Genomic DNA, 20,797 nt, shown 5'->3' on the forward strand with positions numbered 1-20,797 from the left:
CGCTTTACACTGAACAAGTACCGACTAATAAGTCAGGTACCCACCAAAACGTAAGGAACCTGGATGCAGCCTCGAACGTACCGCTGCGGGTTGGACGCGGCCGTCGACGTCATCGGCGGCCGGTGGAAGGCGCTGATCCTCTGGGCGCTGCACGCCGAGCCGCTGCGGTTCGGCGAGCTGAAGCGGAAGGTGACCGGCATCAGCGAAAAGATGCTGATCCAGGCCCTGCGCGAACTGGAAGCGGACGAAATCGTGCACCGCGAGGTGTTCCACGAGATCCCGCCCAAGGTCGAGTACTCGCTGACCGAGCTGGGTCAGCGGCTGAACACCGCGTTGCTGCCGCTGGGCGACTGGGGCGAGGAGAACATGGCCGGCATCGCGAAGCGCCGCGGCGTCACACCGGCACCACCGCATACGGCTTCAGCGTGATCGCGTTGCCCGCCTTGAGCGGCAGCTCCTCGATCAGCTTGCGCCACGGCAGGTACGGCAGCAGCCGGTAGTTCAGGTTGCGGAAGCGCAGCCACCCGCGCGTCGGCGGGACGAACCACTTCCCGTTGCCCTCGGCCAGTTTCTGGCAGGCGTCGACGAAGCCGCGCATCTCTTCGCGGTAGGCGCCGAACGCCGTCGGGTGGTCGCCGCCGGCGGCCGCGAGCTCGCCCGCGAGCACGTACGCGCCGACGATCGCCAGGCTCGTCCCCATCCCCGAGAGCGGCGCGGCGCAGTACGCGGCGTCGCCGACCAGCGCGACGCGCCCGCGCGCGTACGAGTCCAGCTTGATCTGGCTCGCCGAGTCGAAGTAGAAGTCCGGCGCTTCCCGCATGGCCTCGAGCAGCTTCGACGTCTCCCAGCCCGTGTCGCGGAACCGCTCTTCGACGATCCGGCGTTGCTGCGCGATGTCGCGGTAGTCGTAGTCGAGCCGGTCGGAGCCGAACCAGAACAGCGCCTTGGCTTCGGTGTTGCCCTTCGCGCTGTAGACCCCGACGGTCCGGTTCGGCTCGTTGTAGAACCGGCCGACGTGGTCGAGCCCGAGGTGGTTCGGCACCGTGCCGATGGCGACGTAGTAGCCGAGGTCGTGGCGGAACCGGGTCTCGTCGCCGAAGACCAGCGACCGCACGTTCGAGTGCAGCCCGTCGGCCCCGATGACCAGGTCGAACTCGCGCGGCTCGCCGTGGGCGAAGGTGACCGTGACGCCGTCGCCGTGCTCGGTGAGGCCGGTGATCGAGTCGCCGAAGACGTACTCGACACCGTCCTTCGTCGCCTCGTACAGGATGCGGGCGAGGTCGCCGCGCAGGATCTCCAGCTCGCCGCTCTGGTAGGTCGACGGCGTGACGACCAGCGGCCGGTCGTCACTGTCCACATAGGTCACATCGCCCATCCGGGTCGCGGCCGCTTCGACCGCGCCCAGCAGGCCCATCCGGTCGAGGACCTGCAGTGACGCGCCGCGGAAGTCGACCGCGTAGCCGCCGTCGCGCAGCTCGGGAGCGCGCTCGACGACCGTCGGGGTGAAGCCGTGGCGGCGGAGCCAGAAGGCGAGGGCGGGGCCGGCGACGCTCGCGCCGGAGATGAGGACTCGGTTGTTTCGCATGCCGAGCACGGTAACCCTGATTTGGGCGATCGCACAAGACGATTGCCTAAGGCATTCGTGCTAGGCTGCGGACATGGGCAACAAGGAGTCACTGCTGGCCGCCGCGAAGCGCTGTCTGCACGAGAAGGGCTACGCCCGCACGACCGTGCGGGACCTGGCCTCGGCGGCGGACGTGAGCATGGCCGCGATCGGGTACCACTTCGGCTCGCGGGAAGCCCTGCTCAACGCCGCCCTGATCGAGGCCAACGAGGAGTGGGGCGAGGCGCTGGCGAAAACCCTGCAGGTCGAGACGCCGCCGGAGGCGACCCCGGCCGAGCGGTTCGAGCTGATCTGGCAGCGCGTGATCGAGTCGTTCGGCGAGCACCGCCGGCTCTGGGCGATGACGTTCGAGGCCTACGCGCAGCCGGACCTCGACGAGAAGGTGCGCGCACAGCTGGCCGAGGCCCTCGAACTGGCCCGCCACGGCCTGGCGAACCTCTTCCAGGGCCTCGACGACGGCAGCGCCGAGGCCCGAGCCGTCGGCACGGTCCACCAGGCCCTGCTTTCGGGCGTGATGCTCCAGTGGCTGATCGACCCGGGCCACGCCCCCTCGGGCGCCGATCTGGTCCGCGGCCTGCGCCTGATCGCGAAGGACGTCCTGGCTTAGGCGGTGACGAGGTCCGCGCCGGCGAAGAACGACGGCGCGGCCGACGTCGCGTCAGCGTCCAGCAGTACGTCACCCGGGCGGCTGCCGTTGCCGAGCAGGACCCCGCCCCAGTTCATGCTCAGGTACTCCGCGCACAGCTCCAGCGTGCCGATCAGCGGCTGAGCCTCGCGCGCGGTCTCGCTCAAAACACTCACGCCCCACAGCGTCTTGCCGCGCATCCGCGGCTTGAACTCCACCGGCAGCCGCATCCAGCCCGACCAGTAGTCGAGGTAGAGCTTCACGCTCGCCGCCACCGAGTACCAGTACACCGGCGACACGATCACGATGTCCGTCGCGGCGAACGTCGCGTCCATCAGCAACTGCTCGTTCTCGCCCGGGGCCGGGTGCTCGCCGGCGCCGTGGCGGCGGTCCTCGAACGGTGGCAACGGCACTTCCGGCAGCCGGATCCACCGCTGTTCGACGTCCTTGGGCAGCTCCTTGGCCGCCAGCCGGGCCAGCATTTCCGTGTTGCCCCCGGCCCGTGCGGCGCCCACCAGGAACAGGAAGCTGCGATCGCTCATGTCCACCCTCTCGATGTACTTGCATGTACATATAAATACTGTCCCTGGACTATCCTGGCGTCAAGAGGAGGCCGGAAGATGACCGTCGACGAACAGGCCTGGGGCCGCGTACTCGTGCTGCACGCCCGGATCGAGCAGGAACTCGCCAAAGCCCTGCAGCGCCGCCACGGGCTCGGGCTGTCGGAGTACCGCGCGCTCGGCAAGCTCGTCGCCGACCCCCGTGGCGAGCTGCGGATGCAGGAGCTCGCCGACGCGATCGGCCTCAACCAGAGCTCGGTCAGCCGGATGTGCGCCCGCCTCGAAGACGCCGGCCTGACCATCCGCGACCTGTGCGAAGACGACCGCCGCGGCGTCTACTCGGTGATCACCGACGCCGGCCGCAAGCGCTACGCCGAAACCGAGCCGACGTACAACGCCGTGCTGCGGACGGCGCTCGACAAGGCCGCGAGCGACCCGGAGCTCGCCACCGCCGTCTCCGCCGTCCGCGGCGCTTGACCCTTATATGCCTCGGTGGTTATATGCACGCATGGCCGCGAACCTGCAGACCGACGGTGAACGCCCGGTGCTCCGGCTGGAACGCCGGCTGAAGCACGCCCCGGAGAAGGTCTGGCACGCCATCACGGACCCGGCGGAGCTCGAGCACTGGTTCCCCGCGAAGGTCGACGTCGAACTGCGGGCCGGTGGCGCGATCCGGTTCACCTTTCCCGGCGAGGACAGCACGACGACCGGGCGGGTCCTCACCGCCGACCCGCCGCGCGAGTTCGCCTTCGTCTGGAACGACGACACCCTGCGGTGGCTGATCTCCCCCGACGGCGACGGCAGCCTCCTGGAGTTCACCCAGACCTTCGGCCGCGGCGACCCGGCGATCGCGAAGCTCGCCGGAGCCCGCACCGCGGCCGGCTGGGACGTCTGCCTCGACGCGCTCGCCGCGCGGCTGGCCGGACGGGTCTTCGAGCAGCCGCGGGAGTGGCACGGCCGGATGGCGTCCTATGTGGACGAATTCGGCCTCGGCGAGGGCGAGGTCCTCGACGACGGCACCATCCGCTTCCGCCGTGACCTCGGCTGGAAACCGGTCGGCGAGCTCCGGCCGCTGCTGCCCGACGAACCCGGCTGGGAGCTGGTCCACGACCCGCTCGAAGGCACCCGCGTCGAGTTCACCGAGGCGGCGGGCGACGACGTGCCGGCCCAGCTGGCCCGGCGGCACGAGCAGCTGGACCGGCTGTTCGCCGCCGGCCACGGCGTCGAGCTGCCCGAGTGGCCGCCGGAGCGCGTCGAAGCCGTGCGGAAGCACTACTCCACGGGTCCTACCGAGGGCTGACGCGCGGCTCGGAGTTCGGCGTTACGTTCGGTTCATGCGCTTTCGCGTCGTCCTGGACGTCCTCGCCGTCCTCGTGCTGACCCTGGGGGCCGGCGGCAACCTCGCCGCCGGCGCGTGGTCGCTGCCGCCGTGGCTGCCCGCCTGGCTCGGGTGGACGATCCTCGTGCTGAGCGTCGGGCCGATCGTGCTCCGGCGCTGGTGGCCTCGGCCGGCGTACGTCCTGTCGCTGGTGACGACCGCGGCGGCGGTGCCGATCGGCGGGCCGGTGCTGGCGATCTCCGTGGTGGCCGCGGGCTGCGCGCTGTACACGTTCGTCGTGGCCCGGGGCAGCCGGGCGGCCCGGATCGGCTTCGGGGCCGGGCTGGCCGGCGTCGGCCTGGTCGGCATCGCGGTGCCGAACCCGAGCACGGCGACGACGGTGAACTTCGGCGCGTCGGCGCTGATCGTCGGGTTCGCGCTCGGCATCGCCGTCCACGGCCGCCGTGAGCACGCCGCGATCGAGCGGGAAACCCATGCGCAGCAAGCGGTTTCGGCGGAGCGGCTGCGGATCGCCCGGGAGATGCACGACGTCGTCGCGCACAGCATGAGCCTGATCGCGGTGAAGGCGGCGGTCGGCAACCACGTCGCACTGGAGCAGCCGGACCAGGCCCGTGACGCGCTGCGCGTCATCGAAGACACCAGCCGCGAGACGCTGGCCGAGCTGCGGCGCATGCTCGGCGTGCTGCGCGACGGCACCGGCGTCCCGGCCCTGGCGCCCGCGCCGTCGCTCGACGACCTGCGCGCGCTCGCCGAACGCGCGCAGCAGGCGGGGCCGGCCGTCGAGCTCGTCGTCGACGGCCTCACCGAGCTCCCGGGCGGCGTCGGCCAGTCGGTGTACCGGATCGTGCAGGAGGCACTGACCAATGTGGTCAAGCACGCGGGCGCGGCGACGTGCCGCGTCCACGTCACCGGCGGCGACGGCGAGGTGGTCATCGAGGTCCTCGACGACGGCCGCGGCGGCCCGGCGACCCCGGGCCACGGGTTGATCGGGATGCGCGAACGGGTCGCGGTCTACGACGGCGAGTTCTCCGCGGCGCCCGCCGAAACCGGCTTCCGCGTCCACGCGCGCCTCCCGTACGGAGAACCGGCGGCGGCCCGGTGACCCGCGTCCTGATCGCCGACGACCAGGCCCTGCTGCGCGGCAGCTTCCGGGTGCTGGTCGACAGCGCGCCGGGCCTCGAGGTCGTCGCCGAGGCGTCCGACGGCGCCGAAGCGGTGGCCCTGACCCGGGTGGAGCGGCCGGACGTCGTGCTCATGGACGTCCGGATGCCGGAGATGGACGGCATCGAGGCCACCCGCCGCATCTGCGCGGAGACCGATGTCCGCGTGCTGATGCTGACGACGTTCGACCTGGACGAGTACGTGTATTCGGCCCTGCGCGCGGGCGCGAGCGGCTTCCTGCTGAAGGACACCCGTCCCGCGGACCTCCTGGCGGCGATCGAGGTGGTGGCCGCGGGCGACGCGCTGCTGGCCCCCTCGGTGACGCGGCGCCTGGTGGCGGAGTTCGCCCGCCTGCCGTCGGGCCCGGTGACCCGGCTGGACGGGGTGACGGCCCGCGAGCAGGAGGTGCTGACGCTGATCGCGCGCGGGTTGTCGAACGACGAGATCGCCGCGCGGCTGCACCTGGGGATCGCGACGGTGAAGACCCACATCGGACGGCTGCTGCACAAGCTGGCGGCGCGCGACCGGGCCCAGCTGGTGATCGCGGCGTACGAATCGGGCCTGGTGCGGCCCACGACGTCGTGACGTCACCGGAGACGTTGCCTACGCCACACGCCAAGTGACCGGCAAGTAGCTAAGCTCCCGTGGCATGAGCAGTGCGACGGAGCCGCTCGGGACGCCGCCCGAGGATGAACCGGACATCCACACCACGGCCGGCAAGCTGGCCGACCTGTACCGCCGTTACGACGAGGCGGTGCACGCGGGCTCGGCCCGCGCGGTGGAGAAACAGCACGCCAAGGGCAAGAAAACCGCCCGCGAACGCATCGAGCTGCTCCTCGACGAGAACTCCTTCGTCGAGCTCGACGAGCTGGCCCGGCACCGCTCGACCAACTTCGGCCAGGAGAAGAACCGGCCCTACGGCGACGGCGTCGTCACCGGGTACGGCACCGTCGACGGCCGCCCGGTCTGCGTGTTCAGCCAGGACGTCACCGTCTTCGGCGGCAGCCTCGGCGAGGTCTACGGCGAGAAGATCGTCAAGGTGATGGACCTGGCCATCAAGACCGGCCGCCCGATCATCGGCATCAACGAGGGCGGCGGCGCGCGCATCCAGGAAGGCGTCGTCTCGCTCGGCCTCTACGGCGAGATCTTCAACCGGAACGTCAAGGCCTCCGGCGTCATCCCGCAGATCTCGCTGATCATGGGCGCCAACGCCGGCGGGCACGTCTACTCCCCCGCGCTGACCGACTTCATCGTGATGGTCGACGAGACCTCGCAGATGTTCATCACCGGCCCGGACGTCGTCAAGACGGTCACCGGCGAGGACGTCACCTTCGAGGAGCTCGGCGGCGGCCGGACCCACAACACGAAGTCCGGTGTCGCGCACTACCTCGGTTCCGACGACGAAGACGCCATCGCCTACGTCAAGGAACTGCTCTCCTACCTCCCGCAGAACAACCTGTCCGACGCGCCGGCCTTCGAGCCGCCCGCCGACCGGCCCGGGTTCTTCGACGACGTCACCGACTCCGACCGCGAGCTCGACACGATCATCCCGGACTCGCCGAACACCCCGTACGACATGCACGAGGTGATCACCCGCGTGGTCGACGACGGCGACTTCCTCGAGGTCCACGAGCTGTTCGCGCCGAACATCATCGTCGGCTTCGGCCGGGTCGACGGCCACAGCGTCGGCGTGGTGGCCAACCAGCCGACGCAGTTCGCCGGCTGCCTCGACATCGACGCGTCCGAGAAGGCCGCGCGGTTCGTCCGCACCTGCGACGCGTTCAACATCCCGGTGCTCACCTTCGTCGACGTCCCGGGCTTCCTCCCGGGCACCGACCAGGAGTGGAACGGCATCATCCGCCGCGGCGCGAAACTGATCTACGCCTACGCGGAGGCGACGGTCCCGCTGGTCACGATCATCACGCGCAAGGCGTTCGGCGGCGCGTACGACGTCATGGGCTCGAAGCACCTCGGCGCGGACATCAACCTGGCCTGGCCGACCGCGCAGGTCGCGGTGATGGGCGCCCAGGGCGCGGCGAACATCGTGCACCGCAAGACCTTGGCGAACGCCGCCAACGAGGGCCGCGACGTCGACCAGCTCCGCGCGGAGCTGATCCAGGAGTACGAGGACACGCTGCTGAACCCGTACGCGGCGGCCGAGCGCGGGTACGTCGACTCGGTGATCGTGCCGGCGCACACCCGCGGGCACGTCGCGCGGGCGCTGTCCCTGCTGCGGAACAAGCGCGAGTCGCTGCCGCCCAAGAAGCACGGGAACATCCCGCTGTGAGCGACGCCGAAAAGCCCCTGCTGAGGGTGGTCCGCGGAAACCCGAGCGACGCCGAGCTGGCGGCGCTGACGGCGGTCGTCGCCGCGGCTTCGGTCGCGAAGGCGCCGGAGAAGCCGAAGCCGCGTACGTCGTGGTGGGGCGATCACGCAGCTTCGCTGCGTCGGCCGCTTCACCCCGGCGAAGGCGCTTGGCGCGCTTCGGGACTGCCTCAGGGCTGAAGGGCGTCGAGGAAGACCGTCGGGGCTTCGTTGTCCCGCACGATCGCGCCCAGCAGAGCCGCGAGCCGGTCGCGGTCCTGCGTGCTCAGGCCCGCGGCCAGCTCGTCGACGCGGCGGCACGTCGCCGCGTAGAAGTCCTCCGCCATTTCGCGGCCTTCGCCGGTCAGGACGACCTGGACGGCCCGGCGGTCGTCCGGGTCGGGCTCGCGGCGGACCAGCCCGCGCCGGACCGCGCGGTCGACCAGGCCGGTCAGGCTCGATTTCTCGAGGCCGAGCGTCGCGCCGAGGTCGCCCATGCCGTACGGCCGGCCCATCAGCACGCACAGCAGCTGGCCCTGCTGCACGGTGAGCCCGTACTCGCGGGCGGACTCGGCGTAGACGGCGTTCACCAGGAACGACGCCCGCACGAGCCCGGCCACCACACCGAGGTCCGCCGCGCTTTTCCCCATCCGGTCAGCCTACGGCTTCCCGCACGGCGGGCACGATCTCCTCGGCCCACCGCGCGACGGCGGTCGCGTCGGGCGTGCTGCCGCCGGGCCCGAAGAGCACGAACCCGGCGGCGCCGTGCTCCAGCACGGCCCCGGTGAGCTCCTCGATCCACTGCGCGGGCGAGCCGCCGATCCAGCGCCCGTCGTCGGCGCGGGTCCTGGCGAGCGGCTCCGCCGTGATGCGGCCGGGGAAGTTGTAGACGGTGGCGATGTCGCCCGGCTCCCGCCCGGCGTCGACGGCGGCCTTGTCGATCAGCGGCCGCGAGGTCCGGTACCGCTCGCTGAGCCAGTCGGCGGCGTGGCCGGGCATCCACCCGTCGGCCACCCGCCCGGTGACGGCGAGCGACTTCGGCCCGACGGACCCGGTCCACACCGGCGGCATCTCCTCTTCGGCGGGCACGAGGTCGGTGACCTGGTGGAACTCGCCGTCGAAGGTGACCGGTCCGCCGCCCCCGCCGAGCAGCTTGACCAGCCGGATGCCCTCTTCGAAGGCGCGGACGGCCTGCCCGGGCGTGAGCTTCGTGAAGCCGAGCCGCGCGATGTCGTCCCACAGCCCGCCGACACCCATGCCGAGCACGATCCGGCCGCCGGTCAGCGCGGACAGGCTGGTGATCGTGCGGGCGAGCATCGCCGCCGGGCGCGTCGGCAGGTTGGTGACGCTGACCAGGCCGGAGATCCGCTCGGTCCGGCCGAGCAGGACCCCGAGCTCGGCGTACGCGTCGAGCCGGTCGGCGTGGTACGGGTGATCGGAGACGGTGATCAGGTCGAGACCACCCCGGTCGGCCTGACCGGCCAGCTCCAGGGTGCCGGGGACGGCGGTGACCGCGGTGGACACGCCGATGCCGAAGTACGTCATGATTCCTCCCAGTTAGTTCGTACTACGAACATAGCACAAGTAGTTCTTGATGCGAACTATCGAGACATCGGCGCGGTCGCGAGGAGGCGCCGGAAAACCAGTCGTGCCGACGCGGGCTGCTTGCTACCTTGGGTTCCGCCCGGTGCGACGGAGAAGGTTACTTCGGTGATCATTGGTTCGAATCCAAACCCGGCCACCTCGCGGTGGCCGGTCAACTCACCTTCTCCAGCCGAGAACTCGGGCACCCAACTTCACACGCACTCCCGGTGCGAAGCCCGCGGTTACTTCTTGCTGTAAACGAGAACCCGCGAGCAGCGAAGACCTCGGGAGCCACGGCCACACCGGTGCCCGGTGCGCAGGCGAGGGTTACTTCCGCCTCCTAACGGGCAGGTCGGGGGTTCGAATCCCTCCCGGACCGCACACGGTCCGGTAGCTCAGTGGCCTAGAGCAGCTATGTACCTTCACCGACTTCGATCTCGGGCATCGCTGTGGCCGTGGCTCCCTCCAGGAAACCCAGGGGGAGAAATGAGCAAGTTCAACACCGCACGAGCGCCCGCCGCGACCTCTCCGGTCCGCAGCGAGGCCACGCCGTCCACCGTCACGCACGAGGGCGGTGCCGGGTACCTGCGCGACACCAAGTCCGAGCTCTTCCTGCTCGCCGTCACGAACATGGTCGGCGAGCACACCTTCTACGAGTCCGCGGAGACCCGCGACACGCGGTACGCCGAGCTGGTCCGCAAGTCCACGTTGGACGATCCACAGTGGACCGCGCGGTTTCTGCGCTGGCTGCGCTCCGGCGCGCACCTGCGGACGGCGTCGCTCGTGGGCGCCGCCGAGTTCGCCAAGGCGCGGCGGGACGCCGGTCTCGACGGGCTGAGCCGTCAGGTCGTCGCCGACGTGCTGCAGCGGGCCGACGAGCCCGGTGAGCTGCTCGCCTACTGGACTTCCGTGCACGGCCGGGCCGTGCCGAAGCCGGTCAAGCGCGGTGTCGCCGATGCCGCGGCGAGGCTCTACGACGAGCGGTCCTTCGTCAAGTGGGACTCCGCCGCGCACGCCTTCCGGTTCGCCGACGTCCTCGAGCTGACCCACCCGGTCGGCGGGGGTGAGCTGTTCAGGCACATCCTCGACGAGCGGCACGACCGCGGCAACGCGATCCCGGAGTCCCTGGCGACCCTGCGCGCCCGCGCCGAGCTGATGAGCCGGCCCGTCGCCGACCGCCGGAAGCTCTTCGACCGGCCGGACGCCGCGGACGTGCTGCGGACCGCGGGCATGACGTGGGAGTCCGTCGCCGGGTGGCTGCAGGGTCCCCTCGACGCTCGCGTCTGGGAGGCGCTGATCCCGTCGATGGGCTACATGGCTCAATTGCGGAACCTCCGCAACTTCGACGAGGCCGGCGTCTCGGACGCCGTCGCGGAGCGGGTGGCCGAGCGGCTCGCCAGTCCGGTTCAGGTCGCGAAGTCGCGGCAGCTGCCGATGCGGTTCCTCGCGGCGCACCGGGCCGCGCCGTCGCTGCGGTGGGCGTGGGCGCTCGAGCGGGCGATCGGGCACGCGCTGGCCAACGTGCCCGCGCTCGGCGGGCGGACGCTCGTCCTCGTCGACACCTCGGCGTCGATGAACAGTCCCTTCAGCAAGGACGGCAGCCTGATGCGCTGGGACGCGGCCGCGGTCTTCGGCCTCGCGCTGGCCCGGCGCTGCGCGAAGGCCGACGTCGTGTCGTTCTCGGACGGCTACTGGGACCGCAGCCAGGGCACCAAGGTGTTCAAGCTGCGCCGCGGTGGGTCGCTGCTGGGTGACGTCGAGCGGTGGAAGTCCGGCGGGTACTTCATCGGCGGCGGCACCGACACGGCGGGCGCGGTGAAGAAGCACTTCGCGAAGCACGACCGCGTCGTGATCCTCACCGACGAGCAGGCCGCGCACGGCGACGTCGGGCAGGCGGTGCCGGCGAACGTGCCGCTGTACACGTGGAACCTCGCGGGTTACCGGGCCGGCCACGCGCCGTCCGGCGGCGGGCACCGGCACACGTTCGGCGGCCTGACCGACCAGGCGTTCCGGATGATCCCGCTGCTCGAGCGGGGCAAGAACGCCGACTGGCCGTTCTGAGAGACGCCGTGAAGCCCCCATGACGAGATCATGGGGGCTTCACGCTGCGTACGGACCGTCACAGAACTGACCGTGGACCGCACACTAATCCACCCCGTATAGTCCACGTGGAATAAACGACTTGGAGGGATCGAGACCATGGCCTCGCCCAAGCTGACGCCACTCGGCATCGCCGTGCTGGAGCTGCTCCACGAGGGGCCGATGCACCCGTACGAGATGGCCCAGCTCATGCGCGAGCGGTACGTCCACATGCGGGTCAACGTGAAGGCGGGCTCGCTGTACCACACCGTGGAACGCCTGTGCCGCGACGGGCTCATCGAGGTCGTCGACACCCAGCGTGACGGCCGGCGGCCCGAACGAACCGTGTACGGCATGACGCAGACCGGGCTGGACGAGTTCACCCAGCGCGGCCGCGAGCTGCTCGGGGACCTCGCCACCGAGTTCCCCGCCTACCTGTCCGGGCTCGGCGTGATCGACGAACTGGGGCGCGACACCACGATCATCGAACTCGAGCACCGGATCACCCGGCTGCGCGCCGCGGTGGCCGCCGACGAGGCGGTGCTGCAGCAGCTGACCGAGGACGAAACACCGCCGATCTACTGGCTGGACTGGCGCTACCAGTGCGACCACCGGAAGTTCGAGCTCCGGTGGACCGAACGGCTCCTCGACGACCTGCGGTCCGGGCGAATCCCGTTCCAGGACAAGGAACAACCCAAGCTCACGCTCATCACCAGGGAAGACGACGATGAACGCAAGACAAGCTAACCCGTGGGCCGCGCTGGGCGCGCTGTGCCTCGGCTTCTTCATGATCCTGCTCGACACGACCATCGTGTCGATCGCGATCCCGACCATGCTGCGCGAACTGAACGCCGGGCTGAACTCAGTCGTCTGGGTGATCAGCGTCTACCTGCTCACCTACGCCGTGCCGATGCTGTTCACCAGCAGGCTCGGTGACCGGTTCGGCCCGAAGCGGGTGTTCCTCGCCGGGCTGGTCGTGTTCACCGGTGCGTCGCTGTGGTGCGGCCTGTCCGGCAACGTCGAGATGCTCATCGCCGCCCGCGCGGTGCAGGGCCTCGGCGCCGCGCTGATGACGCCGCAGACGCTGGCGTTCATCACGCACCTGTTCCCGCCGGCCAAGCGCGGCCCGGCGATGGGCATGTGGGGCGGTGTCGCCGGGCTGGCGACGATCGCCGGCCCGCTGCTCGGCGGGGTGCTGGTCGACCACTTCGGCTGGGAGTGGATCTTCTACGTCAACGTGCCGATCGGCGTGATCGCCGTCGTGCTGACGCTGCTGCTGGTGCCGGACTGGCAGCCGAAGCACGCGCACGCGTTCGACCTGCTGGGGATCTTCCTTTCGAGCGCGGCCCTGCTCTGCATCGTGTTCGGCGTCCAGAACGGCCAGCAGTACGACTGGGGCAAGGTCTTCGGCGGCATCACGGTGTTCGAGATCATCGGGGCCGGCGTGGTGCTGATGATCGCGTTTCTGGTGTGGCAGCGGTTCAACAAGCGCGAGCCGCTGCTGCCGCTGCAGGTGTTCTCCAACCGGAACTTCTCGGCCGGGACGCTCACCGCGACCACCGTCGGCTTCGCGATGACCGGCATGTTCCTGCCGCTGGTCATCTACATCCAGTCGGTGCTCGGGCTGAGCCCGACCATGGGCGGCCTGCTCACCGCGCCGATGTCGCTGCTGTCCGGGATCATCGCGCCGTTCGTCGGGCGCGCGTCGGACAAGGTGAACGGCAAGTACCTGGTGATGTTCGGCCTGGCGGCACTCGCGGCCGGGCTCGGGATCATCGCGCTGCAGGCGACGCCGGACAGCAACCCGTGGACGTTCGTCCCGGCGCTGCTGGTGTGCGGCCTCGGCATCGGCTGCATCTTCTCGCCGATGAGCAACCTGACGATGGGCTCGATCGAGCCGCGGCTGGCCGGCACCGCGTCCGGCATCTTCAACACCGCGCGCCAGGTCGGCGGCGTGCTCGGCAGCGCGGCGATCGGCGTGCTGCTGCAGGCGCGGATCAGCGCGTCCATCGCGGACGAGGCCACGAAGGCGGCGGCCCAGCTGCCGGCGCAGTACCGGGCGCCGTTCGCCGACGGGATCGCGCACGCGGCGGCGAGCACGGGTGAGTTCGGCTCGGCGGGCGGCCCGTCGCCGATGCCGGGGCTGCCCGCGGAAATCGCCGCGCAGGCGGGGAAGCTGGCGTCCGAGGCGGTCCACAACGGACTGACCGACGCCGCCCGCGTGACGATGCTGCTGCCGATGGGCGTGCTCCTGCTCGGCGTCCTTTCCGCCGCGGTGCTGCAGCGGGTCAAGCCGCGCTGGGAGACCCCGGCCCCCGCGCCGGAGACGGCCGCGGCCTGAAACCGCGCAGACCCCCGTTCCGGTGTCGGGTGCCGGAGCGGGGGCCTGCACGGACCGCGGGAGCGGTGGCTAACGGGGGTAGGACAGGCCGAACCCGTACGGGAACAGGCCCTGCTTGCCGTCACCGGTGTTGACCGGTTCCTGGGAAGAGCTCGCCGGCCAGGTGAAGCTCAGCTTCCCGGTCGGGTTGTAGTCGCCGTAGAGCACGTCCGCGACGCCGGCGCCTTCCGAGCCCGGCAGCCAGGCGGCCACCAGCCCCTTGGCCGACGGCAGCTGCGCGGCGATGTCCAGCGGCCGCCCGGAGACGGTCACCACGACCAGCGGCACGCCCGAGGCCTTCAGCTTGCCGATGAGGGCGACGTCTTCGGCGTCGAGGCCGAGGCCGCCGGGCCGGTCTCCCTGCCCTTCGGCGTACGGCGTTTCGCCCACCACGGCGACCGCGACCTTGTAACCGGAGTCGATTCCGCTACCCGCACGGTCATAGGTCACCACCGTGCCTTTCCCGGCACCGGCCTTGATGCCGTCGAGGATCGTCGTGCCGGGGATCACCCGGGTCCCGCTCTGGCCCTGCCAGGTCAGGGTCCAGCCGCCCGCCTGGTTGCCGAGGTCGTTCGCGTTCTTGCCGGCCACGAAGATCCGGTTGTCCTGCTTGGCCAGCGGCAGCACGCCCTCGTTCTTGAGCAGCACCTGCGACTCGCGCACCGCCTGCCGCGCCACCGCGTGGTGGGCCGCGCTGCCGAAGTCGTTCTGCAGCGAGCGGTCGGTGTACGGGTGCTCGAACAGGCCCAGCTCGAACTTCTTCGTGAGGATCCGGCGGTTGGCGTCGTCGATGCGGGACATCGGGACGTGCCCGTTGAGGACTTCGGCCTTCAGCGTGCTGACGAACTTCAGGTAGTCGTTGGGGACCATCACCATGTCGATCCCGGCGTTGACGGCCTGGCTGACCTCGGCCGCGGTGAAGCCGGACCGGCCGTCGATCTGGTCGATGCCGTTCCAGTCGGAGACCACGTAGCCGGAGAAGCCCAGCTCCGTCTTGAGCAGGTCGGTGATCAGGAACTTGTTGCCGTGGTCCTTGACGCCGTTCCAGCTGTTGTAGCTGATCATCACCGAGCCGGCGCCGTGGGCGATCGCGGCCTGGAACGGCGGCAGGTGGATCTTCCGGAGCTCGTCGATGCCGATCTGGGTGTTGCCCTGGTCGACGCCGCCGGTGGTGCCGCCGTCGCCGATGAAGTGCTTCGCCGTGGCCATGATCGACGTCGTGTCGGCCAGCGAGGAGCCCTGCAGGCCTTCGATGATCACGGAGTTAGCGACGGCGTTGGCGGGGACCTCGCCGTAGGACTCGTACGTGCGGCCCCAGCGGTCGTCGCGGGCGACGCACAGGCAGGGCGCGAAGCCCCATTTGACGCCGGTGGCGGCGGACTCCCGTGCGGTGATCGCGCCGATCTGCTCGACCAGCTGCGGGTCGTTCGCGGCACCGAGGCCGATGTTGTGCGGGAAGATCGTGGCGCCGGCGGCGTTGTTGTGGCCGTGCACGGTGTCGGAGCCGTAGACGATCGGGATGCCGAGGCCGGTCGAGGTCGCCGCCCGCTGGTAGGCGTCGATCATGTCCGCCCACGCCTGCGGGGTGTTCGGCGACGGCGTCGAACCGCCGCCGGAGAGGATGGACCCGAGCCGGGCGGCGGCGGCCTGGGCGGGGGTGGCGGCACCGCGCTCGCCTTCGGTCATCTGCCCGGCCTTGTCGTCGAGCGTCATCCGTGCCATCAGGTCCGTGACGCGGTCGGCCACCGAGGCGCGCGGGTCGCGGTACAGCGGCGTCGCGGCGGCGGACGCCATCGGGACGAGGGCCGTGCCCGCGAGCAGCAGGCCGGCCAGCGCAGTGGTTCGCAATGATCTCGTGGTGCGGAGGAGCGGCATCGGTCTCTCCGTGACAGTCCGTCGATCCATAAGTTGCGAGCCAAAACAAATTAACTCTCCTCCTTCGTGACGCCGGTCACAATTCGGTCACGACCGCCTGGTCAAGTAAGTTTCAGTCGTGCAGTTCGTCCTCGCCTCCCAGTCCCCCGCCCGCCTCGCCCTGCTGCGTTCCGCGGGCCTCGATCCCGCCGTGTTCGTCTCCGGCGTCGACGAGGACGCCGTCGCCGCCGCCCTCACCGACCCGTCGCCGTCCGAACTGGTCGCGGCCTTGGCCGCGGCCAAGGCCGAAGCGGTCATCGACCAGGTCGCCGCGGCCCACCCGGACGCCGTCGTCGTCGCCTGCGACTCGATGCTGAACATCGGCGGGCAGATGGTCGGCAAGCCCGGCTCGCCGGACATCGCGCGGCAGCGCTGGGCCGCGATGGCGGGGACATCCGGTGAACTGCTGACCGGCCACGCGGTCGTCCGGCTCGAAGGCGGGACCCGCACGAAGGAGACCAGCGGCTGGGAGTCGACCACCGTCCGGTTCGGCACGCCGACACCCGCGGAGATCGACGCCTACGTCGCCAGCGGCGAACCGCTCCACGTGGCCGGCGGCTTCACGATCGACGGTCTGGGCGGCTGGTTCGTCGAAGGGCTCGACGGCGGCCACACGAGCGTGATCGGGATCAGCCTGCCGCTGACGCGCCGGCTGCTGGCCGAGGTCGGCGTGAGTGTCGTGGATCTCTGGCGGCCTCCCGCATCCTGAGAAGGGCACCACACCTTCGGGTGATCCGGAAGAGTCCTCCCTTGCCTACCGTTCTCTTCACCAGGCAAGACTGGAAACTTTCGAGCACCGGAGTCGCCCCGTGTCTTTCGTACGGACATACACCAAGCCGCGGGTGTTCGCGGCCGCGGTTCTCGGCTCGCTCGTCGTCGGCGCCCTGCTGGGCGTCGTCGCGCGGCAGACCGAGGCCGGGTGGCTGACCGATCTCCTCGACCAGATCGGCACCATCTTCACGACGCTGCTGCAGATCGCGGTGATCCCGCTGGTCTTCACGGCGATCGTGGTCGGCATCAACAGCCTCCGCGGCCTCGGTGGCGGCCGCACCGCCGCCCGCCTCGGCGGCAAGACGGTGCTCTGGTTCGCCATCACCTCGTTCATCGCGTCGCTGATCGGCATCGCGGTCGGCCGGATCTTCGACCCGGGCGCCGGCGGGCTCGGCGGCGTCGAGGCCACGGCCAAGAACGCCGACAAGGCGGCGAAGAGCGTGGACCACTGGGGTTCGTGGGACGCCTTCGTCAACGGGCTGCTGCCGGAGAACTTCGTGAAAGCGTTCTCCGACGGCGAGACGCTGCAGGTGCTGTTCCTCGCGCTGGTCATCGGCGCGGCCGCCTACAGCCTCGGTGACCGCGCGAAGCCGTTCGTGGACTTCACGACGAGCGTGTTCGAGATCATCCAGCGCTACCTCGGCTGGATCGTCCGGCTCGCCCCGATCGGCATCATCGGCCTGATCGGCGCGGCCGTGTCGAACTACGGCGACGCGCTGTTCCGGCCGCTGTTCTCCACCACGCTCGCGGTGTACGTCGGCTGCCTGCTCGTCCTGTTCGTCGTCTACCCGATCCTGCTGCAGTTCGTGGCCAAGGTCAGCCCGCTGAAGTTCTTCGCGAAGGCGGGCACGGCGATCCAGTTCGCGTTCGCCTCGCAGTCCTCGGCCGCGACGCTGCCGCTGACCCGCCAGTCCGCGGTCAACCTCGGCGTCCAGCCGGCGTACGCGGCCTTCGCGACCCCGCTCGGCAGCGCGACCAAGATGGACGGCTGCGCGGCGGTGTTCCCGGCGATCGCGGCGATCTTCGTCGCCAACCTGGCCGGGGTGTCGCTGAACTTCTGGCAGTACGCGGGCATCGTCGTGGTCGCCGTGGTCGGCGCGCTGGCGACGGCCGGGACCACGGGCTGGCTGACGGCGTTCACGCTGACGACGTCGTTCATCGGCCTCGACGCCAAGCAGGTCGCGCTCGGCCTGGCGCTGATCTACTCGGTCAACCCGATCATGGACATGATCCGCACGGCGACGAACGTGGCAGGCCAGATCGTGGTGCCGACGATCGTGGCCCGCAGCGAGGGCCTGCTCGACGACGAGGTCCTCGACGCGCCGACCGACCGGCCCGAGCACAGCGACGACGGCTCGGCGGCCCGCCACACCGAACCCGCCCCCGCCTGACCCGCACGTCCGTGAAGGCCGCCTCGAATGTTCGAGGCGGCCTTCACGCGTGTCAGGAGGGACAGGCGCGCAGGTCGGCGCGGGTGAGGCGGATGTCCGGCCAGCCGCGCAGGTCCGACGGCGACGTCACCCGCCGCGTGCAGCCCAGCGACCGGCCCGACAGGTCGTACACCTCCCCCAGCACCGGGGCCGCCGCGCACTTCGGGGTGCCGGAGGCGGCGTCCGTGCAGTCGTGGCGGACCACGATCACGTCGGGGCTGGCGTCGGCCGTGACGTCGTAGAGCGAGAGCGTCCCGGCGTCGGCGTAGAACGGCTTGCCCGGGTCGCGCCACACTCCCCCGCTGCCGACGAGCAGTTCGCCGTACGCGGCCGTGCCGTCGTCACCGACGTCGCCGCGGACCAGGCAGGCCGGGGCCGGGCCGTCGATGCAGCGCAGCGAGTTCTGGTCGAGCCGCACGCCCAGCTGGGCGATCGACAGTTCGAACACCGTGCCCGGCTCGGGCCCGACACGCAGGCGCGCCGATCCGCCCGCGGTGTCGGTCAGCAGCACCACCGGCGTGCCCCCGACGGTCACCGCCGCGAGCTGACGGCACGGATCGCCGCCGCAGGTCACCGCGGGTGCCACCGGCGGCGCGGCGGGTTCGGCCAGCCCCGGTGCCGCCTCGGGCTGCGGCCGCAGCAGGAACACGGCGCCGATCGCGCCGACGGTGACCACCGCGGCCAGCACCGCGGTGAGCAGCGCCGACCGAGGCGTCCGCGCTGCCGTAGTCCGCATAAGGCAGAGCGTAAGCCGCTTCACGTGCGCGTGTCGGCAACGCCCCGTCGCGGTGTGGCCGGTTCAACCCGACGGGGTCACGCATAGCGGAGGGTATCCGTCTATGTTGTCCGGGTGACGAACCCGAACCTGCCGCCCGCCCTGTACCTCCCGACCGGCCCGGTCGACCCCGAAGCCGAAGGCGCGTCGATCGAGCTGCGCCGCACGCCGGACGGCCGCACCGCACTGGTCGCGTTCACCGCCCTGGACCGGCTGATCGACTGCTGCGGCGAGCACCAGCCGTGGGCGCTGGTGAACACCGAGCACCTGCCGAAGGTCCACAAAGCGAACCCGTACGACGTGATCGTGCTCGATTCGCCGCTGCCCGAGGAGCTCCGGCACCACGTCTGAGCGTGGTTCACCTCTCACTCAAGAGACTCCCGACGTCAGATCCGTAGACTTCCCAGATGCCGCGTGGGCGGTCAGCAATGCAGCTGTCGGACGCAGGAGGTGCGGGGTGGCCGAGCAGGTCGGCGAAACCACGGGTGGTCCGGTGACCAAGATCCTGGTCGCCAACCGTGGGGAAATCGCGGTACGCGTCATCAGAGCCGCCAAGGACGCCGGTTTGGCCAGCGTCGCGGTGTACGCGGACCCGGATCGCGACGCACCGCACGTCCGCCTGGCCGACGAAGCCTTCGCCCTGGGCGGCACCACCGCCGCCGAGAGCTACCTGAACTTCGACAAGCTCCTGGACGCGGCCAAGCGGTCGGGCGCCGACTCGGTGCACCCCGGCTACGGCTTCCTCTCCGAAAACGCGGACTTCGCCCAGGCCGTCCTCGACGCCGGGCTGACCTGGATCGGGCCGAGCCCGCAGGCAATCCGCGACCTCGGCGACAAGGTCACCGCCCGCCACATCGCGATGCGCGCGGGCGCGCCGCTGGTGCCGGGCACCAAGGAGCCGGTCAAGGACGCCTCCGAGATCGTCGCGTTCGCCGACGAGCACGGCCTGCCGGTGGCCATCAAGGCGGCGTTCGGCGGTGGCGGCCGCGGCCTGAAGGTCGCGCGCACCCGCGAAGAGATCCCCGAGCTGTTCGAGTCGGCCACCCGCGAGGCGGTCGCGGCGTTCGGCCGCGGCGAGTGCTTCGTCGAGCGGTACCTGGACAAGCCGCGGCACGTCGAGGCGCAGGTGCTGGCCGACATGCACGGCAACGCGATCGTCGTCGGCACCCGCGACTGCTCGCTGCAGCGCCGCCACCAGAAGCTGGTCGAGGAGGCGCCCGCGCCGTTCCTGAGCGACGAGCAGCGCGAGCGCATCCACTCCTCGGCGAAGGCGATCTGCAAGGAAGCCGGCTACTACGGCGCCGGCACGGTCGAGTACCTCGTCGCGACCGACGGCACGATCTCCTTCCTCGAGGTCAACACCCGGCTGCAGGTCGAGCACCCGGTGTCGGAGGAAACCACCGGGCTCGACCTGGTCCGCGAGATGTTCCGCATCGCGCGCGGCGAGAAGCTGCGGATCACCTCCGACCCGGAACCCCGCGGGCACTCGATCGAGTTCCGGATCAACGGCGAGGACGCCGGCCGCGGCTTCCTGCCCGCGCCGGGCACGGTGACCAAGTTCGTCGCGCCGAGCGGCCCGGGTGTGCGCGTCGACTCGGGCGTCGAGTCCGGCAGCGTCATCGGCGGGCAGTTCGACTCGATGCTGGCCAAGCTGATCGTCACCGGCTCGGACCGCAACAACGCCCTGGAGCGCAGCCGCCGGGCGCTCGACGAGATGGTCGTCGAGGGCATGGCGACGGTGCTGCCGTTCGACCGCGTGATCGTCAACGACCCGGCGTTCATCGGCGACGAAACCGGCTTCAGCGTGCACACCCGCTGGATCGAGACGGAGTTCGACAACAAGATCGAGCCGTTCGTGGCGCCCGAGGTCGAGGCCGCCGAGGAAGAGCCGCGGCAGAACGTCGTGGTCGAGGTCGGCGGGCGGCGCCTGGAAGTGTCGCTGCCGGGCGGGTTCGCGTTCGAAGGCGGCGGCGGGGGCGGCACCGCGGTCAAGGCGAAGCCGCGCAAGCGCGCCGGCGGCACGAAGGCCGCGGTGAGCGGCGACGCCGTCACAGCGCCGATGCAGGGCACGATCGTGAAGGTGGCCGTCGAAGAGGGCCAGACGGTCGAAGCCGGTGAGCTGATCGTCGTCCTCGAGGCGATGAAGATGGAGAATCCGGTCACCGCCCACAAAGCGGGCACGGTGACCGGGCTTTCGATCGAGGTCGGCGCCGCCGTGACGCAGGGCACGCAGCTTCTCGAGATCAAGTAG

21 protein-coding genes are annotated in these 20,797 nt (G+C 70.6%); 15 read left to right on the top strand and 6 right to left on the bottom strand.

From position 1 onward, the window contains the following. Positions 1-63 precede the first annotated feature (63 nt). On the top strand, positions 64-429 hold the full coding sequence (locus HUT10_RS22630) for a helix-turn-helix domain-containing protein (RefSeq protein ID WP_176173065.1): 366 nt from the start codon (positions 64-66) through the stop codon (positions 427-429). Here the strand turns inward: HUT10_RS22630 and HUT10_RS22635 are convergent. Beyond that, positions 395-1,585 (bottom strand): FAD-dependent monooxygenase, encoded by a 1,191-nt coding sequence (locus HUT10_RS22635; protein ID WP_176173066.1) that lies wholly within the window; start codon positions 1,583-1,585, stop codon positions 395-397. The genes HUT10_RS22630 and HUT10_RS22635 overlap by 35 nt on opposite strands. Positions 1,586-1,658: 73 nt before the next feature. Here HUT10_RS22635 and HUT10_RS22640 point away from each other — a divergent pair, with 73 nt between their 5' ends. Beyond that, entirely contained in the window at positions 1,659-2,231 is a 573-nt protein-coding gene (locus HUT10_RS22640; RefSeq protein ID WP_176173067.1) for a TetR/AcrR family transcriptional regulator, read from the top strand. Here HUT10_RS22640 and HUT10_RS22645 read toward each other — a convergent pair. After that, positions 2,228-2,791, bottom strand: coding sequence for a flavodoxin family protein (locus HUT10_RS22645; protein ID WP_176173068.1), 564 nt, complete (start codon positions 2,789-2,791; stop codon positions 2,228-2,230). The two genes, HUT10_RS22640 and HUT10_RS22645, sit on opposite strands and share 4 nt — an antisense overlap. A 78-nt stretch (positions 2,792-2,869) precedes the next feature. Between HUT10_RS22645 and HUT10_RS22650 the strand changes: the two genes are divergently transcribed. The 6 genes from HUT10_RS22650 to HUT10_RS22675 all read left to right on the top strand — a co-directional run bounded on the left by HUT10_RS22650 (position 2,870) and on the right by HUT10_RS22675 (position 7,814). Then, complete coding sequence (locus HUT10_RS22650; protein ID WP_176173069.1) at positions 2,870-3,286, top strand: MarR family winged helix-turn-helix transcriptional regulator; 417 nt, start codon at positions 2,870-2,872, stop codon at positions 3,284-3,286. Between the two features lie 31 nt (positions 3,287-3,317). After that, positions 3,318-4,109, top strand: coding sequence for an SRPBCC family protein (locus HUT10_RS22655; protein WP_176173070.1), 792 nt, complete (start codon positions 3,318-3,320; stop codon positions 4,107-4,109). A 34-nt stretch (positions 4,110-4,143) separates the two neighbouring features. Then, positions 4,144-5,250 carry a sensor histidine kinase gene (locus HUT10_RS22660; protein WP_176173071.1) on the top strand — a complete coding sequence of 369 codons (1,107 nt, stop codon included), beginning with the start codon at positions 4,144-4,146 and terminating at the stop codon, positions 5,248-5,250. Then, the gene (locus tag HUT10_RS22665; RefSeq protein ID WP_176173072.1) at positions 5,247-5,894 is read left to right on the top strand and encodes a response regulator transcription factor; all 648 of its coding nucleotides are present in this window, start codon (positions 5,247-5,249) and stop codon (positions 5,892-5,894) included. The genes HUT10_RS22660 and HUT10_RS22665 overlap by 4 nt, the downstream gene beginning before the upstream one ends. A 64-nt stretch (positions 5,895-5,958) precedes the next feature. Further along, on the top strand, positions 5,959-7,596 hold the full coding sequence (locus HUT10_RS22670) for an acyl-CoA carboxylase subunit beta (protein ID WP_176173073.1): 1,638 nt from the start codon (positions 5,959-5,961) through the stop codon (positions 7,594-7,596). Next, positions 7,593-7,814, top strand: coding sequence for an acyl-CoA carboxylase subunit epsilon (locus tag HUT10_RS22675; protein ID WP_176173074.1), 222 nt, complete (start codon positions 7,593-7,595; stop codon positions 7,812-7,814). Before HUT10_RS22670 ends, HUT10_RS22675 begins: the two co-directional genes overlap by 4 nt. Here HUT10_RS22675 and HUT10_RS22680 read toward each other — a convergent pair. Further along, positions 7,805-8,263, bottom strand: coding sequence for a MarR family winged helix-turn-helix transcriptional regulator (locus HUT10_RS22680; protein ID WP_176173075.1), 459 nt, complete (start codon positions 8,261-8,263; stop codon positions 7,805-7,807). The two genes, HUT10_RS22675 and HUT10_RS22680, sit on opposite strands and share 10 nt — an antisense overlap. Positions 8,264-8,267: 4 nt before the next feature. Next, complete coding sequence (locus HUT10_RS22685) at positions 8,268-9,158, bottom strand: LLM class flavin-dependent oxidoreductase (RefSeq protein ID WP_176173076.1); 891 nt, start codon at positions 9,156-9,158, stop codon at positions 8,268-8,270. A 525-nt stretch (positions 9,159-9,683) separates the two neighbouring features. Between HUT10_RS22685 and HUT10_RS22690 the strand changes: the two genes are divergently transcribed. The 3 genes from HUT10_RS22690 to HUT10_RS22700 all read left to right on the top strand — a co-directional run bounded on the left by HUT10_RS22690 (position 9,684) and on the right by HUT10_RS22700 (position 13,617). Then, positions 9,684-11,258 (top strand): TROVE domain-containing protein, encoded by a 1,575-nt coding sequence (locus HUT10_RS22690; RefSeq protein ID WP_176173077.1) that lies wholly within the window; start codon positions 9,684-9,686, stop codon positions 11,256-11,258. A 138-nt stretch (positions 11,259-11,396) separates the two neighbouring features. Next, on the top strand, positions 11,397-12,023 hold the full coding sequence (locus HUT10_RS22695) for a PadR family transcriptional regulator (protein WP_176173078.1): 627 nt from the start codon (positions 11,397-11,399) through the stop codon (positions 12,021-12,023). Further along, positions 12,004-13,617 (top strand): DHA2 family efflux MFS transporter permease subunit, encoded by a 1,614-nt coding sequence (locus HUT10_RS22700; protein WP_176173079.1) that lies wholly within the window; start codon positions 12,004-12,006, stop codon positions 13,615-13,617. Before HUT10_RS22695 ends, HUT10_RS22700 begins: the two co-directional genes overlap by 20 nt. Positions 13,618-13,686: 69 nt before the next feature. On the opposite strand, the gene HUT10_RS22705 is transcribed toward HUT10_RS22700, so the two are convergent. Continuing rightward, positions 13,687-15,531 (bottom strand): glycoside hydrolase family 3 protein, encoded by a 1,845-nt coding sequence (locus HUT10_RS22705; protein WP_176173080.1) that lies wholly within the window; start codon positions 15,529-15,531, stop codon positions 13,687-13,689. A 118-nt stretch (positions 15,532-15,649) separates the two neighbouring features. On the opposite strand from HUT10_RS22705, the gene HUT10_RS22710 reads away from it, so the two are divergent. Then, positions 15,650-16,279, top strand: a complete 630-nt coding sequence (locus HUT10_RS22710) for a nucleoside triphosphate pyrophosphatase (RefSeq protein ID WP_176173081.1) — start codon at positions 15,650-15,652, stop codon at positions 16,277-16,279. A 100-nt stretch (positions 16,280-16,379) separates the two neighbouring features. After that, positions 16,380-17,732, top strand: coding sequence for a dicarboxylate/amino acid:cation symporter (locus HUT10_RS22715; RefSeq protein ID WP_176173082.1), 1,353 nt, complete (start codon positions 16,380-16,382; stop codon positions 17,730-17,732). A gap of 52 nt (positions 17,733-17,784) precedes the next feature. On the opposite strand, the gene HUT10_RS22720 is transcribed toward HUT10_RS22715, so the two are convergent. Further along, positions 17,785-18,507 carry a hypothetical protein gene (locus HUT10_RS22720; RefSeq protein WP_176173083.1) on the bottom strand — a complete coding sequence of 241 codons (723 nt, stop codon included), beginning with the start codon at positions 18,505-18,507 and terminating at the stop codon, positions 17,785-17,787. Positions 18,508-18,621: 114 nt separating this feature from the next. Here HUT10_RS22720 and HUT10_RS22725 point away from each other — a divergent pair, with 114 nt between their 5' ends. Further along, positions 18,622-18,897, top strand: a complete 276-nt coding sequence (locus tag HUT10_RS22725) for an SAV_915 family protein (RefSeq protein WP_176173084.1) — start codon at positions 18,622-18,624, stop codon at positions 18,895-18,897. A 106-nt stretch (positions 18,898-19,003) separates the two neighbouring features. Continuing rightward, positions 19,004-20,797, top strand: a complete 1,794-nt coding sequence (locus tag HUT10_RS22730; RefSeq protein WP_176173085.1) for an acetyl/propionyl/methylcrotonyl-CoA carboxylase subunit alpha — start codon at positions 19,004-19,006, stop codon at positions 20,795-20,797.

This window comes from Amycolatopsis sp. Hca4, assembly GCF_013364075.1.
In the GTDB taxonomy this organism is placed as follows: domain Bacteria; phylum Actinomycetota; class Actinomycetes; order Mycobacteriales; family Pseudonocardiaceae; genus Amycolatopsis.